The sequence below is a fragment of the [Clostridium] scindens genome, assembly GCF_019597925.1.
Taxonomy (GTDB): Bacteria; Bacillota; Clostridia; order Lachnospirales; family Lachnospiraceae; genus Clostridium_AP.
Window position 1 is genome coordinate 1658000 of the sequence record NZ_CP080442.1, and the last position, 24152, is coordinate 1682151.

21 protein-coding genes and 3 riboswitches are annotated in these 24152 nt (G+C 50.7%); of the genes, 20 read left to right on the plus strand and 1 reads right to left on the minus strand.

Annotated features, from left to right (window positions below; translation table 11 throughout):
* The first annotated feature begins 77 nt into the window (after positions 1 to 77).
* Positions 78 to 206, plus strand: a riboswitch (FMN riboswitch).
* 64 nt (positions 207 to 270) lie between these two features.
* The 15 genes from K0036_RS08050 to K0036_RS08120 all read left to right on the plus strand — a co-directional run bounded on the left by K0036_RS08050 (position 271) and on the right by K0036_RS08120 (position 13049).
* Positions 271 to 933, plus strand: coding sequence for an ECF transporter S component (locus K0036_RS08050; RefSeq protein ID WP_025643830.1), 663 nt, complete (start codon positions 271 to 273; stop codon positions 931 to 933).
* A gap of 13 nt (positions 934 to 946) precedes the next feature.
* Positions 947 to 1432, plus strand: a complete 486-nt coding sequence (locus tag K0036_RS08055) for a pyridoxamine 5'-phosphate oxidase family protein (RefSeq protein WP_025643828.1) — start codon at positions 947 to 949, stop codon at positions 1430 to 1432.
* A 144-nt stretch (positions 1433 to 1576) separates the two neighbouring features.
* Positions 1577 to 1879 carry a metal-sensing transcriptional repressor gene (locus tag K0036_RS08060; protein ID WP_025643826.1) on the plus strand — a complete coding sequence of 101 codons (303 nt, stop codon included), beginning with the start codon at positions 1577 to 1579 and terminating at the stop codon, positions 1877 to 1879.
* Between the two features lie 10 nt (positions 1880 to 1889).
* On the plus strand, positions 1890 to 4415 hold the full coding sequence (locus K0036_RS08065; RefSeq protein ID WP_220431117.1) for a heavy metal translocating P-type ATPase: 2526 nt from the start codon (positions 1890 to 1892) through the stop codon (positions 4413 to 4415).
* A 115-nt stretch (positions 4416 to 4530) separates the two neighbouring features.
* Entirely contained in the window at positions 4531 to 4968 is a 438-nt protein-coding gene (locus K0036_RS08070; RefSeq protein WP_025643825.1) for a MarR family winged helix-turn-helix transcriptional regulator, read from the plus strand.
* A gap of 1 nt (position 4969) precedes the next feature.
* Positions 4970 to 5740: a sulfite exporter TauE/SafE family protein gene (locus tag K0036_RS08075; protein ID WP_025643824.1), complete on the plus strand. Its 771-nt coding sequence runs from the start codon at positions 4970 to 4972 to the stop codon at positions 5738 to 5740.
* A 60-nt stretch (positions 5741 to 5800) separates the two neighbouring features.
* The gene (locus K0036_RS08080; RefSeq protein WP_025643822.1) at positions 5801 to 7042 is read left to right on the plus strand and encodes a [Fe-Fe] hydrogenase large subunit C-terminal domain-containing protein; all 1242 of its coding nucleotides are present in this window, start codon (positions 5801 to 5803) and stop codon (positions 7040 to 7042) included.
* A 63-nt stretch (positions 7043 to 7105) separates the two neighbouring features.
* Positions 7106 to 8026, plus strand: a complete 921-nt coding sequence (locus tag K0036_RS08085) for a tRNA dihydrouridine synthase (protein WP_025643821.1) — start codon at positions 7106 to 7108, stop codon at positions 8024 to 8026.
* 54 nt (positions 8027 to 8080) lie between these two features.
* Positions 8081 to 8187: riboswitch (TPP riboswitch) on the plus strand.
* A gap of 212 nt (positions 8188 to 8399) precedes the next feature.
* Positions 8400 to 8600, plus strand: a complete 201-nt coding sequence (thiS, locus tag K0036_RS08090) for a sulfur carrier protein ThiS (protein ID WP_025643820.1) — start codon at positions 8400 to 8402, stop codon at positions 8598 to 8600.
* Between the two features lie 3 nt (positions 8601 to 8603).
* Complete coding sequence (thiF, locus tag K0036_RS08095; RefSeq protein ID WP_025643819.1) at positions 8604 to 9260, plus strand: sulfur carrier protein ThiS adenylyltransferase ThiF; 657 nt, start codon at positions 8604 to 8606, stop codon at positions 9258 to 9260.
* 15 nt (positions 9261 to 9275) lie between these two features.
* Positions 9276 to 10055, plus strand: coding sequence for a thiazole synthase (locus K0036_RS08100; RefSeq protein WP_025643817.1), 780 nt, complete (start codon positions 9276 to 9278; stop codon positions 10053 to 10055).
* 9 nt (positions 10056 to 10064) lie between these two features.
* A complete protein-coding gene (gene thiH / locus K0036_RS08105) occupies positions 10065 to 11282 on the plus strand; it encodes a 2-iminoacetate synthase ThiH (RefSeq protein WP_025643815.1) in 1218 nt (405 codons plus the stop codon).
* Complete coding sequence (locus K0036_RS08110; protein WP_044955497.1) at positions 11275 to 11901, plus strand: thiamine phosphate synthase; 627 nt, start codon at positions 11275 to 11277, stop codon at positions 11899 to 11901. Before thiH ends, K0036_RS08110 begins: the two co-directional genes overlap by 8 nt.
* Positions 11902 to 11986: 85 nt before the next feature.
* On the plus strand, positions 11987 to 12541 hold the full coding sequence (locus K0036_RS08115) for a helix-turn-helix domain-containing protein (protein ID WP_004605009.1): 555 nt from the start codon (positions 11987 to 11989) through the stop codon (positions 12539 to 12541).
* 16 nt (positions 12542 to 12557) lie between these two features.
* On the plus strand, positions 12558 to 13049 hold the full coding sequence (locus K0036_RS08120) for a prolyl-tRNA synthetase associated domain-containing protein (RefSeq protein ID WP_004605010.1): 492 nt from the start codon (positions 12558 to 12560) through the stop codon (positions 13047 to 13049).
* Between the two features lie 685 nt (positions 13050 to 13734).
* Here K0036_RS08120 and thiT read toward each other — a convergent pair.
* Positions 13735 to 14298 carry an energy-coupled thiamine transporter ThiT gene (thiT, locus tag K0036_RS08125; RefSeq protein WP_025643808.1) on the minus strand — a complete coding sequence of 188 codons (564 nt, stop codon included), beginning with the start codon at positions 14296 to 14298 and terminating at the stop codon, positions 13735 to 13737.
* Positions 14295 to 14397: riboswitch (TPP riboswitch) on the minus strand. (Overlaps the previous gene by 4 nt.)
* 121 nt (positions 14398 to 14518) lie before the next feature.
* Here thiT and K0036_RS08130 point away from each other — a divergent pair.
* The 5 genes from K0036_RS08130 to K0036_RS08150 all read left to right on the plus strand — a co-directional run bounded on the left by K0036_RS08130 (position 14519) and on the right by K0036_RS08150 (position 24015).
* Positions 14519 to 15502, plus strand: a complete 984-nt coding sequence (locus K0036_RS08130) for a CPBP family intramembrane glutamic endopeptidase (protein ID WP_227035887.1) — start codon at positions 14519 to 14521, stop codon at positions 15500 to 15502.
* Positions 15503 to 15629: 127 nt separating this feature from the next.
* Positions 15630 to 20165 (plus strand): glutamate synthase large subunit, encoded by a 4536-nt coding sequence (gene gltB, locus K0036_RS08135; RefSeq protein ID WP_173693175.1) that lies wholly within the window; start codon positions 15630 to 15632, stop codon positions 20163 to 20165.
* A gap of 13 nt (positions 20166 to 20178) precedes the next feature.
* On the plus strand, positions 20179 to 21678 hold the full coding sequence (locus K0036_RS08140; protein ID WP_025643804.1) for a glutamate synthase subunit beta: 1500 nt from the start codon (positions 20179 to 20181) through the stop codon (positions 21676 to 21678).
* A gap of 147 nt (positions 21679 to 21825) precedes the next feature.
* Positions 21826 to 22911 (plus strand): NlpC/P60 family protein, encoded by a 1086-nt coding sequence (locus tag K0036_RS08145; RefSeq protein ID WP_220431118.1) that lies wholly within the window; start codon positions 21826 to 21828, stop codon positions 22909 to 22911.
* Positions 22912 to 22944: 33 nt separating this feature from the next.
* Positions 22945 to 24015, plus strand: a complete 1071-nt coding sequence (locus tag K0036_RS08150; protein WP_220431119.1) for an NlpC/P60 family protein — start codon at positions 22945 to 22947, stop codon at positions 24013 to 24015.
* Positions 24016 to 24152 lie beyond the last annotated feature (137 nt).

Consider the following 24152-nt stretch of genomic DNA (forward strand, 5'->3'; position numbering starts at 1 on the left):
TTACACGAACAGGATACAGGTATATAATGGTAACCAGCAGATGATGTTACTGCAATCACCTATTCAAAAAAGAATATAGAAGTCTTTGTGGCAGGGTGCAAGTCCCTACCGATGGTATAGTCCATGACCCGCGCAAGCGGCTGATCTGGTGACCTTTTTGAGGAATTCCAGAACCGACGGTATAGTCCGGATGAGAAAAGACATTTTCTGCGTAATTACGCCCGGGACATAAGTATATGTGCCGGGTTATTTTTTTGAGGAGGATTCAGTATGAACCAGATGAAAGAAACAACCAATGTAACTACAGGAGAAAACCTAAAAAGCCGTGATGACGCCAGGATGAAGGTAAAGAAGATTGCGTTTATCGGTCTGATGGGGGCGGTCAGCGCGGTGCTGATGCTATTTCGCTTCCCGATCCCGTTCATGCCCCCGTTCTTATCCTTTGACCTGTCCGGGCTTATGGAGATGCTGGGCGGATTCATGTTCGGCCCTATGGCGGCCGCATGCATCATTGTCGTGAAGATCCTGCTGCAGCTTGTGATGCAGGGAAGTTTCTCCCTGGGAACCGGAGAATTGCAGAATCTGATCTTAAGCTGTTCTTACGTGCTTCCGGCCCTGATTATCTATCACAGGAATAAGACGAAGAAAATGGCGATTACTGGTATGGCGGTGAGCACCATATTCGTATCGGTGATGGCGGTATTTACCAACCTGTATCTGATCATTCCGTTCTATGTCAAGTTATTTGGCATGTCCATGGACGACATCATTACGATGTGCCGGACGGTAAACCCGGCGATGAAGAATGTAACCAGTATGGCAGTGTTCGGGCTGCTTCCATTTAATCTGATCAAATACGGCGTTACGTCTCTGGTGACGTTTATCGTCTACAAGAGGCTGAGCCGTGTAATAAAAGGAATTATAAGCAAATAAAGGAGAGAATATCATGAAATTTACATTGGACAAAGACATTACTTATGAGCAGGCGGTGGGACGCATGTTTGAAATGCTTGGCAACAGCCAGATCATGGCGCTGGCATCCAGCCTGAACGACTACGTTATGGTGCGCAATGTTAGCTGCCTGTTCTATGACGAGAAGATCTATTTTAAGACGGACAAGAACTTCCGCAAGACGAAGCAGCTGCTTGAGAATCCGAATGTAGCCATGTGCTGGAGCGGCGTACAGGTAGAAGGAACGGCAAAGAATAAGGGGCTCGTGGTGGATGAGCCGGGACAGAGATTTGCAAAGGGCTATGAGAAATACCTGTGGCAAAGCTACAACAAGTATAGCCACGAGGATACGGAGATTCTGATTGAAGTGTCGCCCAAGTATGTAGAGATATGGGACACCAGCGATGACGGGTATGCATTCCAGCTCTTTATCGATTTTGAGAAGAGGCAGATTGAAGTAAAGCCGTATGATCAGAAGTAAAAGAATCGCAAAAAGTATAGGGAGGCTCTATGTTAGGACCGGGAAACCGGAATCCTAAATAGGGCCTTTTTTATTTCTTAAAAAATGCACTTGCAATATACCCCATATGGGTATATAATGTGCCTGTAAAGCGAGGTGGTACAGATGGAAGAAATAAAAGAATGCTGTCATAAGAAAAAGGAGCGTTCTGAGAAAGAGTATAAAGATTTGATTCACCGCCTGAACCGTATTGAGGGCCAGGTGCGTGGAATAAAAAAGATGGTTGAGAGCGATACTTACTGTACGGATATTCTGGTACAGGTATCAGCGGTCAATGCAGCATTGAATAGTTTTAACAAGGTGCTTCTGGCAAATCATATCCGAACCTGCGTGGCGAACGATATACGGGAGGGAAAGGAAGAAACCATCGATGAACTGGTGGCGACGTTACAGAAGCTTATGAGATAGGAGGCAGAATATGGAACAATATACAGTGACGGGCATGAGCTGTGCTGCGTGCAGCGCCCGGGTGGAGAAAGCAGTTTCCAAGGTGCCGGGGGTTTCCTCCTGTTCGGTGAGCCTATTGACAAATTCCATGGGCGTGGAAGGGACAGCGGGGCAGGCAGACATCGTGGCAGCGGTGGAAGAGGCTGGCTACGGCGCTTCGCCGAAGGCTTCCGAGGCGAAGGGAAAGGCCGCTTCCGGGACATCGGCGGCGGATGATTTCCTGAAAGATAAGGAAACGCCGCTGCTTAAGAAGCGGCTGATCGCGTCTTTGTGCTTTCTGGTGCCGCTGATGTACGTGTCCATGGGGCATATGATGTGGAATTGGCCGCTTCCGGCCTTTCTGGCAGATAATCATGTGGCGATGGGATTATACCAGCTGATATTTACGGCCGCAGTCATGGTGATCAACCAGAAGTTTTTTATCAGCGGCTTTAAGAGCCTGTGGCACCGCTCTCCCAATATGGATACCCTGGTAGCCCTGGGGGCAGGAGCATCCTTTATCTACAGCACCTATGCCTTATTCGCGATGACGGATGCCCAGATGCATGGCGACATGGCAAAGGTAATGGATTACATGCATGAATTCTATTTTGAATCCGCCGCAATGATCCTGACGCTGATCACCGTAGGAAAGATGCTGGAAGCCCGTTCCAAAGGGCGGACGACGGATGCGCTCAAGAGTCTGATGAAGCTGGCGCCGAAGACTGCGACGATCATCAGAGACGGCATGGAGGCAGAAGTATCCATAGACCAGGTGAGAAAGGGAGACGTCTTTGTAGTAAGGCCGGGCGAGAATATTCCCGTGGATGGCATGGTGATCGACGGCAGCAGCGCGGTCAATGAATCTGCGCTGACCGGGGAGAGCATACCGGTGGACAAGGAAGTGGGAGACACGGTGTCTGCGGCAACCTTGAATCATTCAGGATTTCTTAGGTGCGAGGCCACCAGGGTGGGGGAGGATACGACCCTTTCCCAGATCATTCAGATGGTCAGCGACGCGGCAGCCACCAAAGCGCCTATTGCCAAGGTGGCAGACCGGGTATCCGGCGTTTTCGTGCCGGCGGTAATAGGCATAGCGGTGGTAACCATCCTGGTATGGCTGGTTGCGGGACAGAGTATAGGATTTGCACTGGCAAGAGGAATCTCGGTGCTGGTAATCAGCTGCCCTTGCGCGCTGGGCCTGGCTACGCCTGTAGCGATCATGGTAGGAAATGGAATGGGAGCGAAGAACGGGATCATGTTCAAGACCGCCGTTTCCCTGGAAGAAGCAGGCAAGATGCAGATCGTGGCACTTGACAAGACTGGGACGATCACCAGCGGGGAGCCAAAGGTAACGGATATCATTCCGGCATCCGGGATCACAGAAGAAGAAGTGCTTCGGATGGCCTACGGACTGGAGCAAAAAAGCGAGCATCCGCTGGCCCATGCAATCTTGGCACTGGCGAGAGAAAAAGGTCTATCCCATGGGCACGAAGTGGAAGATTTCCAGGCGGTTCCCGGAAATGGACTTACCGGACGGATGGGCGCGGATGCGCTGGCCGGAGGAAACCTTAAGTTTATCGGTGATAAAGCAGCGGTGACCGAAGAGATGAAGCAGAATGCAGAACAGCTTTCGGAAGATGGAAAGACGCCGCTGTTCTTTAGCAGGAACGGTGAATTGGCAGGAATCATCGCTGTCGCGGACGTCATCAAGGAGGACAGCCCGCAGGCGATCAAAGAATTGCAGAACATGGGCATCCACGTAGTCATGCTGACTGGCGACAACGAGCGCACGGCTAAGGCGATCGGACGGCAGGCTGGTGTTGACGAGGTGATCGCAGGCGTGCTTCCGGATGGAAAGGAAAGCGTGATACGGTCGCTTAAGAGAAAGGGAAAGGTTGCCATGGTGGGAGATGGGATCAATGATGCCCCGGCTCTTACCAGGGCGGATATTGGAATCGCCATAGGGGCAGGCACGGATATCGCCATTGACGCCGCTGATGTGGTGCTGATGAAGAGCAGGCTCAGTGACGTGCCGGCAGCCATTCGGCTCAGCCGGGCGACCCTTCGCAATATCCATGAGAATCTATTTTGGGCATTCTTCTATAATGTAATAGGAATACCCTTGGCGGCCGGCGTGTGGTACCCGCTGCTTGGATGGAAACTGAACCCTATGTTCGGGGCTGCGGCCATGAGCCTGTCCAGCTTCTGCGTGGTCACCAATGCGCTGCGCCTGAACTGGTTCAAGATGCGCGACGCAAGCAAAGATAAAAAAATTAAAGCCAAAAAGAAAGAGGAGGAAACGACGATGGAAAAAACCATGAAGATTGAAGGAATGATGTGCGGACACTGCGAGGCAAGAGTAAAGAAATGCTTGGAGGCCCTTGAGCAGGTGGAGGAAGCAGCGGTAAGCCATGAGGAAGGAACCGCGGTTGTAAGGCTGAATGGAGAACTGGCAGACGATGTGCTGAAGAAGGCGGTGGAAGATCAGGACTACAAGGTGCTGGATATCCAGTAGTAAAAGGCATTTCTAAAAATTAAATAAACAGTCAGACAGTCATATTGACACAAAAGCATTTTCTTGCTAGGATAGCCATATGGTTCAAAATAGAACTAAATATGGAGGCGAGAAAATGCTTTTTGATTTGTGGGATGGATTATCCCTGTTTAAAAAAATCTATGACCAGTCCTTGGAGCCGGTCTGCAAAAAATACCAGCTGACGCGCATGGAACTGGACATCCTTTTGTTTCTGGCCAACAACCCGGGCTATGATACTGCCAAGGATATCATCGAGCGCCGGCGGCTCACCAAATCCCATGTATCCATGTCGCTCAAGGACTTAGAGAGGCGGGATCTGGTGCAAAAGGAATATTATCCGGGCAACCAGAAGACGGCGCATCTGAAACTGTCTTCGGCATCCGTCCAGATGGTGGCAGAAGGGCAGCAGGCCCAGAAGAAGTTTTTCCAGACGGTTTTCCGGGATTTTAATCCGGAAGATCTAAGCCGGATGGAGGGGTACTTCGAAAGAATGCGTAAGAATATGCAGAATGCGCTGAAGGAGGAATTATAGAATGCTTACGAAATTGATTGTATGCTTTATCGCAGGGATCGGGGCAGGCCTGGGAACCGGGTTTGCCGGAATGAGCGCGGCGGCGGTGATAAGCCCGATGCTGATTACCTTCTTGCATATCCCCGCCTATGAGGCTGTGGGAATCGCCCTTTCAAGCGACGTTTTAGCCAGCGCGGTCAGCGCTTATACTTATGGGAAGCATAAGAATCTGGATATCAAAAATGGAATCGTCATGATGATTTCCGTGCTGTGCTTCACCCTGGTGGGAAGTTATATATCCAGCCTGATCCCAAGCCACGCTATGGGCGGTTTCTCCGTGTTCATGACGCTGCTTCTGGGAATCAAGTTCATTGTAAGGCCCGTCATGACGACAAAGGATTCTATGGAGGCTGTCAGCCCGAAGAAGCGGTTCATACAGTCCATACTCTGCGGTATGCTGATCGGATTCATCTGCGGATTCGTAGGCGCGGGCGGCGGCATGATGATGCTTCTGATTCTCACCAGCGTGCTAGGATATGAACTGAAGACTGCGGTAGGGACCAGCGTATTTATCATGACGTTTACGGCATTTACCGGAGCGGTGAGCCACTTTGCCATCGGTGGCGCGCCGGATTGGTGGAGTATGGCTTTCTGCATCCTGTCTACATTTTTATGGGCAAGGGTGGCCGCCAAATTTGCGAATAAGACGAGCCCGATCATCTTGAACCGTGCGACAGGAGTCGTGCTGTCCGTTCTTGGCATTTCAATTATTGCGGTGAATTACCTGGCTTAAAAATGCCTCTTTTGGTCAATAATGTCAGTAAAGACATTGATTGAGGAAAGAGGAAGAATAATGAAGACATTTGAAGAACTGTATAAGGATGTTCTTAGCAGGAAGATATCCCTTAAAGAGCCGCTCCCCTCGGAATATAACCCGCGGCATCTGGACTGTCTGCTCCATCCAAAGAATTATGCCCCGGTCATACCTTCTGTCGAGTGCGAGGAATGTGCCTATGAGCGCGCCTGCCAGAGAAGCTGCATCTTTGATGCCATCGAAGAAGGAGAAGACGGAAAACTGCGGATTAATCCCTCGCTTTGTACAGGCTGCGGCGTGTGCATGGATGCCTGCAAAGAAGAAAAACTGACTGCCAGCAAGGATGTACTACCTGCCATGAAGGCAGTCCGGGAGGCCAAAGGGCCGGCTTATATGATGGTAGCGCCTGCATTTCTTGGGCAGTTTGATGAGACGGTAACGCCAGGAAAGCTGCGCAGCGCGTTCAAGGCCCTTGGATTTACAGGAATGGTAGAGGTGGCGCTTTTTGCGGATATCCTGACCTTGAAAGAAGCCTTAGAGTTTGACAGCCACGTGAAGGAGAAAGGGGATTACCAGCTGACCAGCTGCTGCTGCCCGGTGTGGATCTCCATGATCCGCAATATCTACCATGAACTGATGCCCCATGTCCCGGGAGCCGTATCGCCTATGGTAGCATGCGGGCGTATGATCAAGAGGATGCATCCGGATGCGGTGACCATATTTGCAGGGCCGTGCCTGGCAAAAAAGAAGGAGGCCCGGGAGCCGGATATCGCTGACGCGGTGGATTATGTGCTGACATTCCAGGAAGTGAAGGACATCTTCGAAGCGGCTGATATACATCCGGAAGAACTGGAAGATGACCAGAAGGAACACGCTTCCAAGGCCGGGCGGCTTTATGCAAGAACCGGCGGGGTCAGCCGGGCGGTGTCGGAGATGGTGGAACAGTTAAGACCCGACCGGAGCATAGCCGTTCATGCTGAGCAGGCCAATGGCACCAAGGAATGTATGGCAATGATCAAACGGATCCAGAATAAGGAGACGGATGCCAATTTCTTTGAAGGGATGGGCTGTATCGGAGGATGCGTAGGAGGCCCGAAAGCGATCCTTCACAAGGAAGAGGGAACAAAATTTGTAGATGAATACGGGCAGGAGGCGCCTTTTAAGACCCCGCTTGAGAATCCTTATGTACGGAAAGTCCTGAAGGAATTAGGGTTTGAGACGGTGGAGGATCTGGTGACAGACGATTCTCTTCTGACTAGAGATTTTTCGGCTGCCAGGTAGGTAAAATGTAAAAGTTGTGGTATGATATAGGGGCACGCATAAGAGAAAGGACAATGAAGGAAGATGAACCGATACTATCTCGCCCCGCTGGAGGGCATTACCACGCACATTTACAGGCGGGCGTATCACGCCTGCTTCCATCCTATGGATAAATATTTTACGCCGTTTCTGGTGCCCCACACAAAGCGGGGATTCAATACAAGGGAATTAAATGATATCCTGCCAGAGAATAATGAAGGGATGAGGCTGGTTCCTCAGATTCTGACCAATGATGCCAAAGGGTTCCTGCAGACCGTCGAGAAACTAGAAGATTTTGGATACGAGGAAGTCAATCTAAACCTCGGCTGTCCTTCCAAGACGGTAGTATCCAAAAACAGGGGATCCGGATTCCTTGCCATGCCCGATGAACTGGACCGGTTTCTGGATGAAATCTACCGTGGGACTCAAGTCAGGATATCCATCAAGACCAGAATCGGGAAGCATAGCCCGGATGAGTTTGGAAGGCTGCTTAAGATCTACAACCAGTACCCGGTAGAAGAATTGATCATCCATCCCCGCCTGCAGCAGGACTTTTATAAGAATACGCCGAATCTGGAAGTATTTGCGGAGGCGGTGAGAGAAAGCAGGAATCCGCTCTGCTATAACGGAGACATATTTTCGGTGGCGGATCGGGACAGGATAAAGGAGAGATTCCCGGATGTAAAGACCTACATGATGGGACGAGGAATCCTTGTGAATCCCGGCCTGGCAGGAGAACTGGCGGGCGAAGAGCCGGCGGATTGGAAACGGATTCGAAGGTTCCATGACCAGATCTATGAAGATTACCAAAGGATCAGCATGGGAGATAAGAACGTGCTGTTCAAGATGAAGGAACTCTGGTGCTATCTGGGGCATCATTTTCCAGGCTGCGAAAAGCAGCTTAAGAAGATTCGGAAGGCGGAGCGGCTGGACCGTTATGAAGCCGCGGTGGCGGAAATCCTGTAAGAGGCTGCCGCTGCATCTTGACAAATCGTGAAGGATACGGTATATTTAATAGCGTAAATTGAACAGGGGAGCCTATGGATAGGCTGAGAGGAAGTTGCGAACTTCGACCCATATACCTGATTTGGATAATGCCAACGTAGGGACGGATGTGAATTGATTGCGGAAGATGCCCTGGCATTTTCCGTTTTTTTCGTATCATGGGAAGTTCTGCTTCTTTGTTCATTTGCAAAGAAAATGATATAGCAATACCAATGTGAGTGAACGAGAGTTCATGAAGGGGTACACCACCGCGGGTGTATTTCTTTCATGAACTCTTTTTTGCTGTAATGGAGAGAACTGTTGCGCAAAGACATGAACTTTGGAAGGAGGGCAGATGATGGTAAGAATAAACGGAACCGAAAGAGAATACAAGCCCGGCATGTCGGTCTTACAGCTGCTGGAAGAGACAGGATATTCCATCTCGCGCGTGGCGGTAGAAAAGAACGGGGCAATCGTGCCAAAGGGCAGGCTGGCGGAGACGCTCCTTGAGGATGAAGACAGCCTGGAAGTCGTAAGTTTTGTAGGAGGGGGCTAGGAGATGGAGGAAAAAAGACTGACCAAAGAAGAGATCAGGCAGGCGCTGATCGAGCGCCATACGCTGCCGGTCCAGGAAAGGCTGGAGCGTGCCAGGGTGGCAATTGCAGGCCTTGGAGGCCTGGGGTCGAATGTGGCGTTTTTCCTTGCTAGAATCGGGGTCGGACATCTCCACCTGATTGATTTCGACCGGGTGGACATCACCAACCTGAATCGGCAGCAATACTTTATGCGGCATATCGGCATGTATAAGACGGATGCGCTGAGAGAGGAACTAGAGCAGATCAATCCGTATCTGGAGATCGTGACAGACCGCGTCAAGGTATCCCAGGAGAATCTTGCCTCCTTATTTGCCGAAGACGGGATTGTCTGCGAGGCCTTTGACGACCCGGAGGCGAAAGCCATGCTGGTTAATGGAATCCTGGAGCATTATCCGGGGAAACTGCTGGTGGCGGCTTCCGGGATGGCAGGATATGGGGCCAGCAATGAGATCCATACCAGAAAGGTGGGAAACTGCTTTTACCTGTGCGGGGACGAGGCCTCGGAAGCAGGCAGAGATCGGGGGCTTATGGCTCCGCGGGTGGCTATCTGCGCGGCCCATGAGGCTAACCTGATCACAGAATATATTATCAATCAAGAAATTTTCAATGAAGAAGCTTAGTAGGAGGAGACAGACATGGAACATATGGCAAACGATGCATTTGTCCTTGGAGGACATACATTTGAATCAAGGTTTATCTTAGGCTCCGGGAAGTATTCCCTGGAACTGATCCAGGCGGCAGTCGAAAAAGCGGGCGCGCAGATTATCACGCTGGCCCTTCGCCGCGCCAATGAAGGGGGGATGGCAAACATCCTGGACTATATTCCAAAAGGAGTGACGCTTCTGCCTAATACTTCGGGGGCAAGGAATGCCGAGGAGGCGGTGCGCATTGCCCGCCTGTCCAGAGAATTAGGCTGCGGCGACTTCGTGAAGGTGGAGGTGATCCATGATTCCAAATACCTGCTGCCGGATAACTATGAGACTATAAAGGCTACCGAGATTCTGGCAAAAGAAGGGTTCGTAGTAATGCCTTACATGTACCCGGACCTAAACGCCGCCAGGGACATGGCAAACGCAGGGGCTGCCTGCATTATGCCGCTTGGCGCGCCGATTGGCTCCAACAAAGGAATCTGCACGAAAGAATTCATTCAGATACTGATCGATGAGATCGACCTGCCCATCATCGTGGACGCCGGAATCGGCAGGCCCTCCCAGGCCTGCGAGGCGATGGAGATGGGGGCGGCTGCCGTGATGGCGAACACGGCGATTGCCACGGCTGGGGATATACCGGCTATGGCGGAAGCATTCAAGAAAGCAATTGAGGCCGGAAGGACGGCATATCTGTCAGGCATGGGAAGAGTTATGGATAAAGGCGCCAGTGCATCTTCCCCATTGACCGGATTCTTGCAGGATTAGGAGGCAGTTATGAGTACAGACAATCATGTGAACGAAAGTATTTTAAACAGCGATATCAAGGAATGGCAGAAAAAGAACCGTATCGACCACATGGCCTATCTGCCGGGGATGGAAGTCCTGGAATCAGAGGTGCAGGCACAGGTGATCGAATCGATGAATGCCTATGATTATACAGGATATACGGAAAAGGACGTACGCCGGGCGTTGGAGCATGACAATCGTACGCCGGAGGATTTTGCGGCGCTTCTGTCCCCTGCGGCGCTGCCGCTTTTGGAGGAGATGGCGCAGCGTGCCAGAATCGAGACCAGAAAGCATTTTGGCAATGGCGTCTATATGTTCACGCCCATCTATATAGCCAATTACTGTGAGAACTTCTGCATATACTGCGGATTTAACTGCCACAACAAGATTAACCGGGCACAGTTGAACGAGGAGGAGATCGACAAGGAAATGCGGGAGATTGCCAAGACGGGCCTGCAGGAAATTCTCATTCTTACCGGCGAGAGCAGGAGCAAGTCTACCGTGGAATATATCGGCGAGGCCTGCCGGATTGCCCGTAAATATTTCAAGGTCATCGGGCTTGAAGTGTATCCGATGAATTCGGATGAATATGCCTATCTGCACGAATGCGGCGCGGACTATGTCACCGTGTTCCAGGAAACCTATAATTCGGAAAAGTACGAGACGCTTCATCTGGCCGGACATAAGCGGATATTCCCTTACCGCCTGAACGCCCAGGAGAGGGCGCTCAAAGGCGGCATGCGGGGCGTGGGATTTGCGGCTCTTTTAGGGCTGGATGACTTCCGAAAAGACGCATATGCCACCGGAATGCACGCCTACCTGCTGCAGCGGAAATATCCACATGCCGAGATCGCATTTTCCTGTCCCCGTCTGCGCCCGATTATCAATAATGATAAGATTAACCCTATGGATGTGCACGAGCCCCAACTCTTGCAGGTGGTGACGGCGTACCGCCTGTTCATGCCGTTTGCAAGCATTACCGTCTCCACCAGGGAATGCGCCCGCGTCAGGGACAGCCTGGTAAATATTGCTGCCACGAAGATCTCCGCTGGCGTAAGCACCGGAATCGGGGAACATGTGGAAGATCTTGAGACGAAAGGGGACGACCAGTTCGAGATCTCCGACGGACGTTCTGTGAAAGAGGTGTATGAAGATCTGCTGCATCTGAATCTCCAGCCGGTGATGAATGACTATGTCTATGTGTAGAACTGGGCCTGAGGAGGGACGAAAGGATAGGGGGATTCTCAGTAATAGCCAGGACTTTTATAGCCGGGTGATCGCCGTGACGAACCGGCATCTGTGCGCCAGGCCATATCTGGAACAAATAGAAAGAATCTGCCGGAGACAGCCGGGGGCAGTTATCGTACGGGAAAAGGATATGGGGCCTGAAGATTACGAACTACTGTATCGCCAGGTCCGGGAAATCTGTCAAGCCTATGGCGTGGCGTGTATTGCCCATACCTATGCGAAGGCAGCGCTGCATGCAGGAAGCCGGGCGATTCACGTTCCTTTGCATTTGCTCAAAGAAACGCCTAAGATCCGGGGACAGTTTGATATAATCGGAGTCTCCATCCATGGGAAGGAGGAGGCGCTTCTGGCGGAAAGATTGGGTGCCTCCTATCTGACGGCCGGACATATCTTTGCGACAGACTGCAAGAAAGGCCTGACTCCAAGAGGCGTGGAATTCCTTGAGAATGTCTGCGAGGCAGTCTGCCTTCCCGTATATGCCATCGGGGGGATGAAAGGGGAAATTGCCTGCGTGGAGGAGATGATGACCCATGGCGCCCGGGGAATCTGCGTGATGTCGGAATGCATGGGGTGGTAAAAGCGGGTTTGGACTTTACTTTTTTCTCTGTATGCAATATAATAGAAAAAAATTCCATATACAGGAATTTTAAGGAGGAGTCCTTTTGGAGAGATTAAATCAAATCATAGCCGAGAATCTGAAAGAGATACGGAAAGGAAAAGGATTGAGCCTGGAGCAGGCATCTGCTCTTACGTCGATCAGCAAGAGCATGCTCAGCCAGCTGGAGCGGGGGGAAGTAAACCCTACCATTTCTACCGTGTATAAACTTTCACTGGGCTTAAAAGTTCCGGTGACCGCGTTTACGCTGGATAAGCCCAAGCCGTTTTCCAAGACCGGCAAGTCCGAGGTCGTGCCGTTAAGCGGCGATGACGGAAGATACAGGCTCTATCCCATCTTCAACTTCCGGGACGGACAGGACTTTGAGATATTCGATCTGGAATTTGACGAAGGAGGGATGATGCCCGGGAACCGGCAGATGAACGGAACCAGGGAATTCATCACCGTATACTCGGGACAGCTTACCTTAAGCTTCCAGGATCGGGAATATGTATTGGAAGCCGGGGAGGCAGCCTCCTATAACGCTTTCGACGATTATATCTATAAGAACACAGGAACCGGGATGGTGACTGCCAGCATCGTAGTCCATTACCCGAATTAGAAAGGAGCATTGCAGCATGGAGAATCAAAAGCAGCGCGTATATGACGCATTGGACAAGTTGAAAATCAAGTATGAGGTGGTAGAGCACGAGCCGGTGCACACCATGGAAGACATGGACAGGCTTGGCCTGCCGGAAAAGGGAACCCTATGTAAGAATCTGTTCTTAAGAGATTCCAAGGGAAAGAGGCATTTCCTGGTGACTTGCGAGGAAAGCAAGAAGGTAGATTTAAAATCACTGGGAAGGCAGCTGGGAGGAGGGAATCTTAGCTTCGCTTCAGAAGACCGCCTGGAAAAATATCTGGGCCTTAAGCAGGGCAGCGTGTCTCCCTTCGGCCTCATGAACGATACCGACCATGCAGTAGAGTTCTTTATCGACAAAGACTTAAGCAGATGCAAGAGTCTGGGTATCCATCCGCTGGAAAATACGGCCACGGTATTTTTGTCCTTTAAGGATCTGGATAAGTTTTTGTGGGATCTGGATGTAGATGTGGTGAAGATTAAGTTGTGATTTTGGGGAAGTAGTGACGGCTTGGAGGCGGGCAGGAGGGATTCTTCCGACGCTTCTGTGGCTGCGACTCATGCACTGAGATGTAAGCCTGCGAAGGAGTCGCCGAAAGCGGCTCCTCTTTCGCGGGCTAACATCTCAGGCATGGATTCTGCGCCCCATTCGCTTCCCTCCAGAATCTCTCCTGCCCGCCTTCAAGCCGCCCGGTACTTCGCTGGCAATCCCGCGAGGTGCAGGCGGTTCGGTACACCTTCTGCAGGGACGGAAGGTGTAAGAGATCAGATGGGCAGGGATGCGGATTCTAAAATAGTACAAATACTTCAAAGAAGATTCAAGAAAATATCATCTTTAATACGAAAAAGGCCCTTGAAGGGCCTTTTTATTTGCCAATACAATGAAATCATTCTGCTAAACTCTATACAACGCCTTGGCAGACGCTCCTGCGTAAAGTGTACAGAAACGCCGGCACTTACCGCAGAATTGCCAGTAAATTGTTGGTAGCCCGGGAGGGAGGGGTTGCGATTCCGGAGGTAAGCGGCGGCGTCCGGAATATCCTTGCCGGAACTGTTAGTGCGGCAAAGAGGAGTCACCCGACGACTCTTTGCGGGACTTACAGTTCCGTGCAAGAGATGGAGGCGCCAGAGCGTCGCAGGAATCGCAACCCCTCCCTCCCGGGCGCACCACCAACTTACCGAATTCCCACACCAACCTGCTTCAAAGCCTTTGCAACCGGGGGAATGGAGATGATCGCCAAGGTGATGACTGCCTCGGCGCCCAGATATCCGCCCTGGTACATCGCGGAATATGCCCAGGGATTCATGCCTTTCGGAGCAAAAGAAGCGAAGAAGATAACGCCGGATAAGGTCGAGCAGAGGAACCGTCCCAGGACGCCTGCAAAGTATCCAATCTGAAGGCCATATTTTCGGTTGCTGAAAAAACCTGACAGGCCAAGAGCGCCGAAAGCCAGGGGATAATCCAGGATTACCTGGGGGATGGTCAGCATATAGGGATCAACGATGAATTGAAGCAGGCCATAGGCGGCACCAGCCAGCAGACCATATTTTGGGCCGAACCAGTAGCCGATCAGACAGATGAACAGCATGGACATCAAAGTGATAGAGCCGCCCATTGGCATTTCCCATACTTTGATGTAGGATGTTACCATTGCAAGAGCGATTCCCATAGCAGAAAAAACGAGTTTCTTCGTTGCGGCGTGTGTTGCGCCGCTTTTTGTGATACTTGATTTTGACATATTATATTCTCCTTCCTTACGCCGGCATTACCCGGATCAAGTTCAAGGGTCTGCGCGTCTTCGCGCATCTCAGCCATATCGGCGCCCCATATGGGTCTTATGATAGGAGCCATGCCGGAAATTGTCAAGTAGGAGAGAAAGTTTATACTTTTTTTATTGCAAGTTAGGGGAATGAGAAGTAGAATAGAGAAGGTATTGATAGATGAAAGTGAGGAAGCGTATGGAACAACAACAGAACAGACAGGGGCAGGGCGGCCAGGTGCCACCTATGAAGCCGGAAAGTTATGGCAAGCGGCTGTGGCACCTGTGGGGACCGGTCGTAATATGGCTGGTGATCGGGATACTCGTAAGCATGATTGCAGAGTATGCTTTGACTTCTGTGTATATAGTAAGCCATTATGGCAATGAATTGAATCAAGGAGGCAGTTTCAGCCAGATGATGGAATTGATGGAAAAGGACGGGGCTTCGATTATGGACGCTGTCGTCAAGCAGATGAATGCCTATTCTACTCCGATCAATGGAGTGCGGGCTCTGATCGTGATTCCGGTTATGGCATTCCTGTTCCATAAAGACAGGACAAAAGAGAAGGCAAGGGGATTCCACCCCAATAAAAAAGCGCCTATCTGGAAATATTTTGCAGTCATTGTCATTGCCGCTGCTATGTGCCTGGGGCTGAATAACCTGATTACCATAGGGAATTTCTCGGCGGCCAGCGAGACTTATACAGAGACGCTGGAAGGAATGTATTCCGCGCCGCTTGCTTTACAGATCGCGGTATTGGCAATCATTGTGCCCATCAGCGAGGAACTGGTATTTCGCGGGCTGCTTTTCAAGCGTTTTAGGGAAAGTGGGGGATTCATGCAGGCAGCGCTGCTGTCGGCATTCGTATTCGGATGGATTCATAATAATATCGTCCAGATGATATACGGATTTGTAATTGGAATGATGCTGGCTTATCTGTATGAGAAGTATGGCTCGGTGAAGGCGCCGATTCTGGCGCATATGTCTATGAATCTATTATCAGTGCTGGCAACGAAATACAAACTGCTGGAATGGCTGGCAGAAGATGTTCTGCGTATCGGAATCGTAACGGTTGCGTGCGCGTCCATAGCCGCCACCATGTTTGTGTTCATCCAGAGAATAGAAGAGAAACCAGATATCCCGGGGAAATCCGAAGAACATGAGAATCTGGCAGCTGTATAAGCTGCCAGATTTTTTGCTTTCATAAAGCAAATAGTCTGATTGTCTGACAATTCGAGAAAAGTTACGGTTTACAAGCCGGGGAAAATGTAGTATAGTAATAAAAAATTAAAATGAAAGGACTGAATATATGAGCGGACAGAGCGCAAGCGGTCAATGTGGCTTGTACCGTTCCGGGTTTGAACATGATAACTGCGGAATCGGTGCAATCGTCAACATTAAAGGGCAAAAAAGTCATAGTACTGTGGCAAATGCATTAAAGATTGTAGAAAACTTAGAACATAGAGCTGGCAAGGATGCCGAAGGTAAGACAGGTGACGGAGTTGGAATCTTATTACAGATATCCCACAAGTTTTTCTCCAAAGTCTGCAAGCCTCTCGGCATCCTTTTAAGTTCACAGAGAGATTACGGAGTCGGGATGTTTTTCTTCCCTCAGGATGAACTGAAGAGAAATCAGGCAAAAAAGATATTCGAAGTAATCGTAAAAAAGGAAGGCATGAATTTCCTGGGCTGGAGGGAAGTGCCGGTTAAGGCGGAAGTCCTGGGAAGCCGTGCGCGGGAATGCATGCCCTGTATTATGCAGGGATTCATCGAACGCCCGAAAAAGGTGGAGCAAGGCCTGGATTTTGACAGGCGGCTGTATGTGATCCGGCGGGTATTTGAGCAGAGCAGCGATGACACTTATGTGGCATCCCTGTCAAGCCGAACGATTGCCTACAAAGGAATGTTTCTGGTAGGCCAGCTGCGTTCGTTCTTTGAAGACCTGCAGGATGCGGACTACGAGTCCGCGATAGCCCTCGTGCATTCCAGGTTCAGCACCAATACGAACCCCAGCTGGGAAAGGGCGCATCCGAACCGGTTTATCGTACATAACGGGGAGATCAATACCATTCGCGGCAATGCGGACAAGATGCGTGCCAGGGAAGAGAACATGGAGTCAGAGTACCTGAAAGGAGAACTTCACAAGGTGCTGCCGGCCATCAATATCGCAGGATCTGACTCTGCCATGCTGGATAATGCCATTGAATTTATGGTGATGAGCGGGATGGACCTGCCGCTTGCCGTCATGATCGCGATTCCTGAACCTTGGGCCAATACGAAGAATATGTCCCAGGAGAAGAAGGATTTCTATCAATACTACGCCACCATGATGGAGCCGTGGGACGGGCCCGCGTCTATTCTTTTCTGCGACGGGGACTGCATGGGAGCCGTCCTTGACAGGAATGGCCTTCGTCCTTCCAGATATTATATCACGGATGATGACACGCTGATCTTGTCCTCCGAGGTGGGCGTGCTTGATATTGACCCGGGCAAGGTTGTTGTAAAAGAGCGCTTGCATCCCGGGAAGATGCTGCTTGTAGATACCGTGCAGGGGAGGGTGATCGACGATGAAGAACTGAAGGAGAGATACGCAAGCCGTCAGCCTTACGGAGAATGGCTGGACAGCAACCTGACAGAACTTAGCAGCCTTAAGATTCCAAACCAGAAGGTCCCATCCTATACGCCGGAAGAATGCAAGCGCCTCCAAAAAGCCTTCGGCTATTCCTACGAGGAAGTGAAGACATCCATCCTGAACATGGCAAAAAATGGAGTGGAAGGGACGGCAGCCATGGGAATCGATGCCCCTTTGGCAGTGCTTTCGGACAAGCATCAGAATCTGTTCGGGTACTTCAAGCAGTTGTTCGCGCAGGTGACCAATCCTCCCATTGACGCGATCCGGGAGGAAGTAGTGACTTCCACCACCGTCTACATCGGCGCGGATGGCAACCTGTTGGAAGAGCGGGCTGAAAACTGCAGGATGCTGAAGGTGGAGAATCCGATTCTTACCAGCACGGATCTTCTAAAGATCAAGAGTATGAAGGCAGACGGATTCCGGATAGCGGAGATTCCCATTATCTATTACAAGAATTCCAGCTTGGAGAAAGCGATCGACTACTTGTTCATCGAGGTAGACCGGGCAATCCGCGAAGGCGCCAATATCCTGATCCTCTCGGACCGGGGCGTGGATGAATATCATGTAGCCATGCCGTCCTTGCTGGCATTGTCGGGATTGCAGCAGCACTTGGTGCGGACGAAGAAGAGGACTTCCGTCGCAATTATTCTGGAGACTGGAGAGCCGAGGGAAGTACATCATTTTGCAACCCTTTTGGGCTACGGCGCTTGTGCGATCAACCCTTATCTTGCCCATGAGTCGATCCGGCAGCTGATTGATACGGATATGCTTCAGAAGGACTACTATGCGGCCGTGGATGATTATAACCATGCGGTGCTTTCCGGTATTGTAAAGGTTGCGTCCAAGATGGGAATATCCACCATCCAATCTTATCAGGGAGCAAAAATATTTGAGGCGATCGGCCTGAAGGAAGCGTTTATCGATAAATATTTTACCGATACCGTAAGCCGTATCGGCGGCATCGGAATCGAAGAAATTGCCCAGGACTATGTGGCGCGCCATTCGCAGGCATTTGACCCGCTGGGGCTGGAAGTGGATCTGACCTTGAACAGCATCGGGCAGCATAAGTCTAAAAGCGGCGGAGAAAAGCACCTTTACAATCCGCAGACCATCCATATGCTGCAGCAGTCCGCCAGACGCGGCGATTATGAAATGTTCAAGAAATATACGGATATGGTGAATGAGGAAGGCGCGCACATCAATCTGCGCGGCCAGCTGGAATTCAAGTATCCGAAGAAGGGGATTCCTATAGACGAAGTGGAGAGCGTGGATTCGATCGTCACCAGGTTTAAGACGGGAGCCATGTCTTATGGCTCCATCTCCAAGGAAGCCCATGAGACGCTGGCCATCGCTATGAACCAGCTGCACGGCAAATCCAACAGCGGCGAAGGCGGCGAGGAGATTGAACGTCTGGATACAAACAGATGCTCGGCGATCAAGCAGGTGGCTTCCGGCCGATTTGGCGTGACGTCCAGATATCTGGTCAGCGCCAGGGAAATACAGATTAAGATGGCGCAAGGAGCCAAGCCGGGAGAAGGCGGACACTTGCCGGGAGGCAAAGTATATCCATGGATAGCCAAAACCCGTCATTCTACGCCAGGCGTAAGCCTGATTTCCCCGCCGCCCCACCATGATATTTACTCCATCGAAGATCTGGCGCAGTTAATCTACGACTGTAAGAACGCCAATAAAGACGCAAGGATCTCGGTAAAACTAGTGTCAGAGGCGGGCGTGGGAACGGTTGCTGCAGGAGTAGCCAAAGCAGGCGCGGGCTTGATCCTGATCTCAGGCTATGACGGCGGTACCGGAGCGGCGCCAAGAAGCTCCATCCATAACGCGGGCCTTCCCTGGGAACTGGGACTGGCGGAGACGCACCAGACACTGCTTCAAAATGGTCTTCGGGAGCGGGTGCGGATCGAGACGGACGGCAAGCTGATGAGCGGCCGGGATGTAGCCATTGCCGCAATCCTCGGGGCGGAGGAATTCGGCTTCGCAACAGCGCCTCTGGTAACGATGGGATGCGTTATGATGCGGGTCTGCAACCTGGATACTTGCCCGGTGGGGGTTGCCACCCAGAATCCGCAGCTGCGGAAACGATTCACGGGCAAGCCGGAATATGTCGTGAACTTTATGCGCTTCATCGCCCAGAATCTGAGAGAATATATGGCAAGGCTGGGAGTACGTACCGTGGATGAACTGGTTGGAAGGACCGATCTTCTGAAAGTCAGGGAAGATGCCACCTCCGACAGGGCGGCCACGCTGGATCTTAAGCAGATTCTGTATAATCCATATGAAGGGACGAAGACGCCGGTCACATTTAACCCAAAGAAGAGGTATGACTTTGAACTGGAGAAAACGCTGGATGAGAAGGTTTTGGTCAAAGAATTGCTGCCATCTCTGGAAAAGAAGCAGAAGAGAAGCATAGAAGTGGATGTTACCAATACAAACCGGACGTTTGGAACTATTTTTGGATCTGAGATTACCAGGAGGTATCCGGAAGGACTGCCGGAGGACAGTTACGTGGTAAAATGCAGCGGTGCCGGAGGCCAGTCTTTTGGCGCGTTCATTCCGCAGGGACTGACGCTGGAACTGATTGGCGACAGCAATGACTATTTTGGAAAAGGGCTTTCCGGCGGCAAACTTGTCGTATATCCGCCACGCAGCGCAAAATACAAGCACGATGAGAACATTATAATAGGAAATGTGGCGCTTTATGGAGCGACAAGCGGGAAAGCATTCATCAATGGAGTCGCAGGAGAACGTTTTGCAGTGCGAAACTCAGGCGCGACGGCCGTAGTGGAAGGCGTAGGAGATCATGGATGCGAGTATATGACGGGTGGACGCGTGGCGGTTCTTGGAAAGACCGGTAAGAACTTTGCGGCAGGAATGAGCGGCGGCGTGGCATACGTACTGGATATGGACAGCAGCCTGTACAGGAATGTGAATAAGCAGCTGGTGAATATCGAGCATGTGACATCCAAATTCGATGTAAATGAACTGAAAGGCATGATAGAGGAGCATGTATCCTATACCAATTCCCAGATCGGGAAAGAGATCCTTGGTCATTTTACCGGATATCTGCCAAAGTTTAAGAAGATCATTCCGGTTGACTATGAGCGCATGCTCACCACCATCCTTCAGATGGAAGAGCAGGGCATGAGCAGCGAGCAGGCAAAGATTGAAGCATTTTATGCAATTAAAGGCGGAAGATAAGAGGCGCAGGAAAGTGGGAAAAGCAACAGGATTCATGGATTATGAAAGACAGGATAAGGCAGCGGAAGCGCCAAGAGAAAGAATTCGGCATTTCAACGAATTCTATACGCCGCTGGCAAAAGAAGAGCAGGAACTGCAAGGGGCAAGATGCATGTCCTGCGGCGTGCCGTTCTGCCAGTCCGGGCAGATGATCATGGGAATGGCAAGCGGATGTCCCCTCCATAATCTGGTGCCGGAATGGAACGACTTGATCTATCATGGCAACTGGGAAGAGGCATACTACCGGCTGAAAAAGACCAACAACTTCCCGGAATTTACCGCCCGCGTGTGTCCGGCCTTGTGCGAGGCGGCCTGTACCTGCAGCCTGAACGGGGATGCAGTCACGACAAAGGCAAATGAATATGGGATCATTGAAAATGCATATGAAAAAGGGTATGCATCAGCGCGTCCGGTGAAGGTGCGTACCGGTAAAAAAGTGGCTGTCATTGGCTCTGGCCCTTCCGGGCTGGCCGCTGCGGACATGCTGAATCGCAGAGGACACAGCGTCACGGTGTTCGAGCGGGAGGATAAGCCAGGTGGACTGCTTCGGTATGGCATTCCCAATATGAAGCTGGAGAAACAGGTGATCGACCGGAAAATATCGATACTGGAAGAGGAAGGAATCGAATTTGTGACAGGGTGCAATGTAGGCAAAGACCGGAAGGCATCCACGCTCCTTCGAGAATATGACAGAATCATCCTCTGCTGTGGCGCTTCCAATCCCAGGGATATTAAAGTGCCGGGGAGAGACGCGAAAGGAATCTACTTTGCGGTTGATTTCCTGAAATCCACCACCAAGAGCCTTTGGGCGAATGAAATGCAGTTAAAAGACGGCGAATATATTTCTGCCAAAGGCAGGAAAGTCATGGTGATCGGCGGAGGCGACACGGGAAATGACTGCGTGGGAACCTCCATGCGCCACGGCGCGAAATCCGTGCTGCAGCTGGAGATGATGCCAAAAGCTCCGGATGAACGGACGCAGGATAATCCATGGCCGGAATGGCCCAAGATCTGCAAGACAGACTATGGACAGCAGGAGGCCAAGGCAGTCTTCGGCCATGATCCGAGGGTTTACCAGACAACAGTCAAAGAATTCAAGAAAGATAAGGAAGGCAGAGTGTGCCAGGCTGTTCTGGTGAAACTGGAAGCAAAGAAGGACGAGAAGACCGGCCGGATGATGATGGCAGAAGTAGCGGGGAGCGAATATACTGTAGAAGCGGACCTGGTGCTGATCGCTGCCGGATTCATCGGCAGCGAGGACTATATTACCAAGGCATTCAAAGTAGAAGTGAATGAACGGACCAATGTGGCAACGCCGGCAGGGGAATATGGAACCAACGTTGCGAATGTATTTGCCGCAGGGGACATGCACAGAGGCCAGTCCTTGGTAGTCTGGGCAATCCGGGAAGGCAGAGAAGCGGCCAGGGAGGTGGATATAAGCCTGATGGGCTATACGAATATGGACATACAATAAGGAAAATTGTTCCTGCAAGATGTTACAAAAGTGTTAAAAAATGTTGCAAATTTTAGTGTAATAGAGTATAATCGAATCTAGATGTAGGGGTACTATGTCAAATGAGGGTAAAAAAGAGTATAAGAATAAGTAAAAAGGATGATTAAAATGAAAAAATTTGGAACGAGGCTGCTGACTGCTGTCGTTGCTAGTTCAATGATTGTGACACCAGTGTTCGCAGCGCCATCAGTCGATGACTTGAAGGAAAACAAGGCAGCCAAGGAAAGCGAAGTGTCATCGCTGCAGGAACAGTTGACGGATATCATGTCCAAACTGGGAGACCTGGAGGAAAGCCTGATTGAAAAGGGCGAGGAGATTACAAAAGCGGAAGAAGATCTGAAAGAGGCTCAGGAAAAAGAGCAGGAACAATACGAGGCCATGAAGAAGCGTATCAAATTCATGTACGAAGAGGGAGATACGACCGCGCTTGAGACGCTGGTGACGGCAGAGAACTTCTCAGATCTTGTGAATAAAGCGGAATATGTACAGAACGTACATACATATGACAGGAAGCAGTTGGAGGAATACGTAGAGACAAAACAGCAGATTGCAGATCTTAAGACGACGCTGGAAGACGAACAGAAGAATATGGAATCTATGCAGGCTGAATACGAGGATAAGGAAAGCGAATTGAGTTCTACCATCGTATCCAAGAAGGCGGAAGTCGCGGACCTTGACTCTCAGATTCAGGCAGCAGCCGAGGCGGCAGCGGCAGAGGCTCTTGCGGCACAGCAGCAGGCAGCGGCAAACAACAACGGCAATAATAACAATAATAACAGCAACCGTAATAACAACTCCTCTGGAAATAATAACCATGCGAACAACAGCAATAGTGCAAGCACGGGCGGCGGCACAGGCAACACGTCCACTGCACAGGCTATCGTAAATGCGGCATATGGCCAGTTAGGCGTGCCTTATGTATGGGGTGGAACGACTCCGGGAGTAGGGCTTGACTGCTCAGGGCTTACACAGTATTGCCACAGAGTTGCGGGGATTAGCATCGGACGTACTTCAGAAGTGCAAGGAGGCGGCGGAAGGGCTGTCAGCAATCCGCAGCCGGGAGATCTGGTATGCTACGGAAGCCATATCGGCATCTACATCGGCGGAGGCCAGATGATCCATGCGCCTCATAAAGGAGATGTAGTAAGAGTTGCCAATGTATATGGATCCCCGTGGTATAGACGTTACTGGTAAATGGTAAACGAGGGAAAGTAAACAGGAGAACTTATGAGAAGAATTAAGAGTGCTTTGTTGGTCACGGTACTGACATGTGGATTGGTTGTAACACCGGTTTTTGCAGAACCATCGGTTGATGATCTAAAGAAAGACAAGGAAGCAGCACAGAGCGAAGTTGATTCCTTACAGAGCGAATTGACGGATCTGTTATCCAAGATCAGCCAGCTTGAGGGAGACCTGATTTCAAAAGGTCAGGAGATTACCCAGGCGGAAGAAGACTTGGCCGCGGCTCAGGAAAAAGAAGAAGAGCAGTATGAAGCCATGAAGCTTCGCATAAAGTTCATGTATGAAGAAGGCGATACCAGTGCTCTTGAGACATTGGTATCTGCAAAGGATTTCTCCGACTTGGTGAATAAGGCCGAGTATGTGCAGAATGTTCATTCCTATGACAGAAAGATGCTGGAAGAGTATGTTGCCACAAAGCAGCAGGTTCAGGATCTGAAGTCTACTCTGGAGACGGAGATGGACAACCTGGAAGACATGCAGGCGGAATTCGAAAGCGATAAGGAAAATCTGGATACGACGCTTGCAAGCAAGCAGGAAGAGTTAGGCAGCCTTGACGAGCAGCTGCAGGCAGCAGCCGAGAAGGCGGCCGAAGAGCAGAGACGTCAGGAAGAAGCGCAGCAGGCGAACAATAATGGTAACAACAATAATAACAATAATAATGGCAACAAGAAGCCGAGCGGCGGCGGTGGCGGCGGAAACAATCCTTCCTATGCCGGACAGGGAAATACCGCGGTAGCCCAGAAGATCGTGCAGGCGGCGTACAGCCAGCTTGGCGTGCCATATGTATGGGGCGGGGACAAGCCTTATGTAGGACTAGATTGTTCCGGACTTGTGCAGTACTGCCATGCGGTTGCGGGAATCTCACTGCCGCATTATTCCGAGTCCCAGTATGCCGGAGGAAGAAAAGTGTCCAGTCCGGAACCAGGAGATATCTGCTGGAAGCCAGGCCATGTGGGCATCTATATCGGCGGCGGTATGATGATCGAAGCGAAGCAGACGGGCACCAATATCATGATCAGCCCGGTGAGGGCGCAAGGCTATGCAAGATACTGGTAAGGAAGTATCTGGAAATTGTTGAATTATATTGAAAATAACTGAAAAATGTAGTATTCTGACCTTAAGATATGCAGGGGAGCATATGATCCAATCGGTTGTATTAGGAACTGATAAGATGAATAATTGATAAGGATGGG

Bases quoted from the DNA above. Each gene is read 5' to 3' on its own strand.
- K0036_RS08050 (WP_025643830.1), top strand. From the start codon at position 271: ATGAACCAGATGAAAGAAACAACCAATGTAACTACAGGAGAAAACCTA.
- K0036_RS08055 (WP_025643828.1), top strand. From the start codon at position 947: ATGAAATTTACATTGGACAAAGACATTACTTATGAGCAGGCGGTGGGA.
- K0036_RS08060 (WP_025643826.1), top strand. From the start codon at position 1,577: ATGGAAGAAATAAAAGAATGCTGTCATAAGAAAAAGGAGCGTTCTGAG.
- K0036_RS08065 (WP_220431117.1), top strand. From the start codon at position 1,890: ATGGAACAATATACAGTGACGGGCATGAGCTGTGCTGCGTGCAGCGCC.
- K0036_RS08070 (WP_025643825.1), top strand. From the start codon at position 4,531: ATGCTTTTTGATTTGTGGGATGGATTATCCCTGTTTAAAAAAATCTAT.
- K0036_RS08075 (WP_025643824.1), top strand. From the start codon at position 4,970: ATGCTTACGAAATTGATTGTATGCTTTATCGCAGGGATCGGGGCAGGC.
- K0036_RS08080 (WP_025643822.1), top strand. From the start codon at position 5,801: ATGAAGACATTTGAAGAACTGTATAAGGATGTTCTTAGCAGGAAGATA.
- K0036_RS08085 (WP_025643821.1), top strand. From the start codon at position 7,106: ATGAACCGATACTATCTCGCCCCGCTGGAGGGCATTACCACGCACATT.
- thiS (WP_025643820.1), top strand. From the start codon at position 8,400: ATGATGGTAAGAATAAACGGAACCGAAAGAGAATACAAGCCCGGCATG.
- thiF (WP_025643819.1), top strand. From the start codon at position 8,604: ATGGAGGAAAAAAGACTGACCAAAGAAGAGATCAGGCAGGCGCTGATC.
- K0036_RS08100 (WP_025643817.1), top strand. From the start codon at position 9,276: ATGGAACATATGGCAAACGATGCATTTGTCCTTGGAGGACATACATTT.
- thiH (WP_025643815.1), top strand. From the start codon at position 10,065: ATGAGTACAGACAATCATGTGAACGAAAGTATTTTAAACAGCGATATC.
- K0036_RS08110 (WP_044955497.1), top strand. From the start codon at position 11,275: ATGTGTAGAACTGGGCCTGAGGAGGGACGAAAGGATAGGGGGATTCTC.
- K0036_RS08120 (WP_004605010.1), top strand. From the start codon at position 12,558: ATGGAGAATCAAAAGCAGCGCGTATATGACGCATTGGACAAGTTGAAA.
- thiT (WP_025643808.1), bottom strand. From the start codon at position 14,298: ATGTCAAAATCAAGTATCACAAAAAGCGGCGCAACACACGCCGCAACG.
- K0036_RS08130 (WP_227035887.1), top strand. From the start codon at position 14,519: ATGGAACAACAACAGAACAGACAGGGGCAGGGCGGCCAGGTGCCACCT.
- gltB (WP_173693175.1), top strand. From the start codon at position 15,630: ATGAGCGGACAGAGCGCAAGCGGTCAATGTGGCTTGTACCGTTCCGGG.
- K0036_RS08145 (WP_220431118.1), top strand. From the start codon at position 21,826: ATGAAAAAATTTGGAACGAGGCTGCTGACTGCTGTCGTTGCTAGTTCA.
- K0036_RS08150 (WP_220431119.1), top strand. From the start codon at position 22,945: ATGAGAAGAATTAAGAGTGCTTTGTTGGTCACGGTACTGACATGTGGA.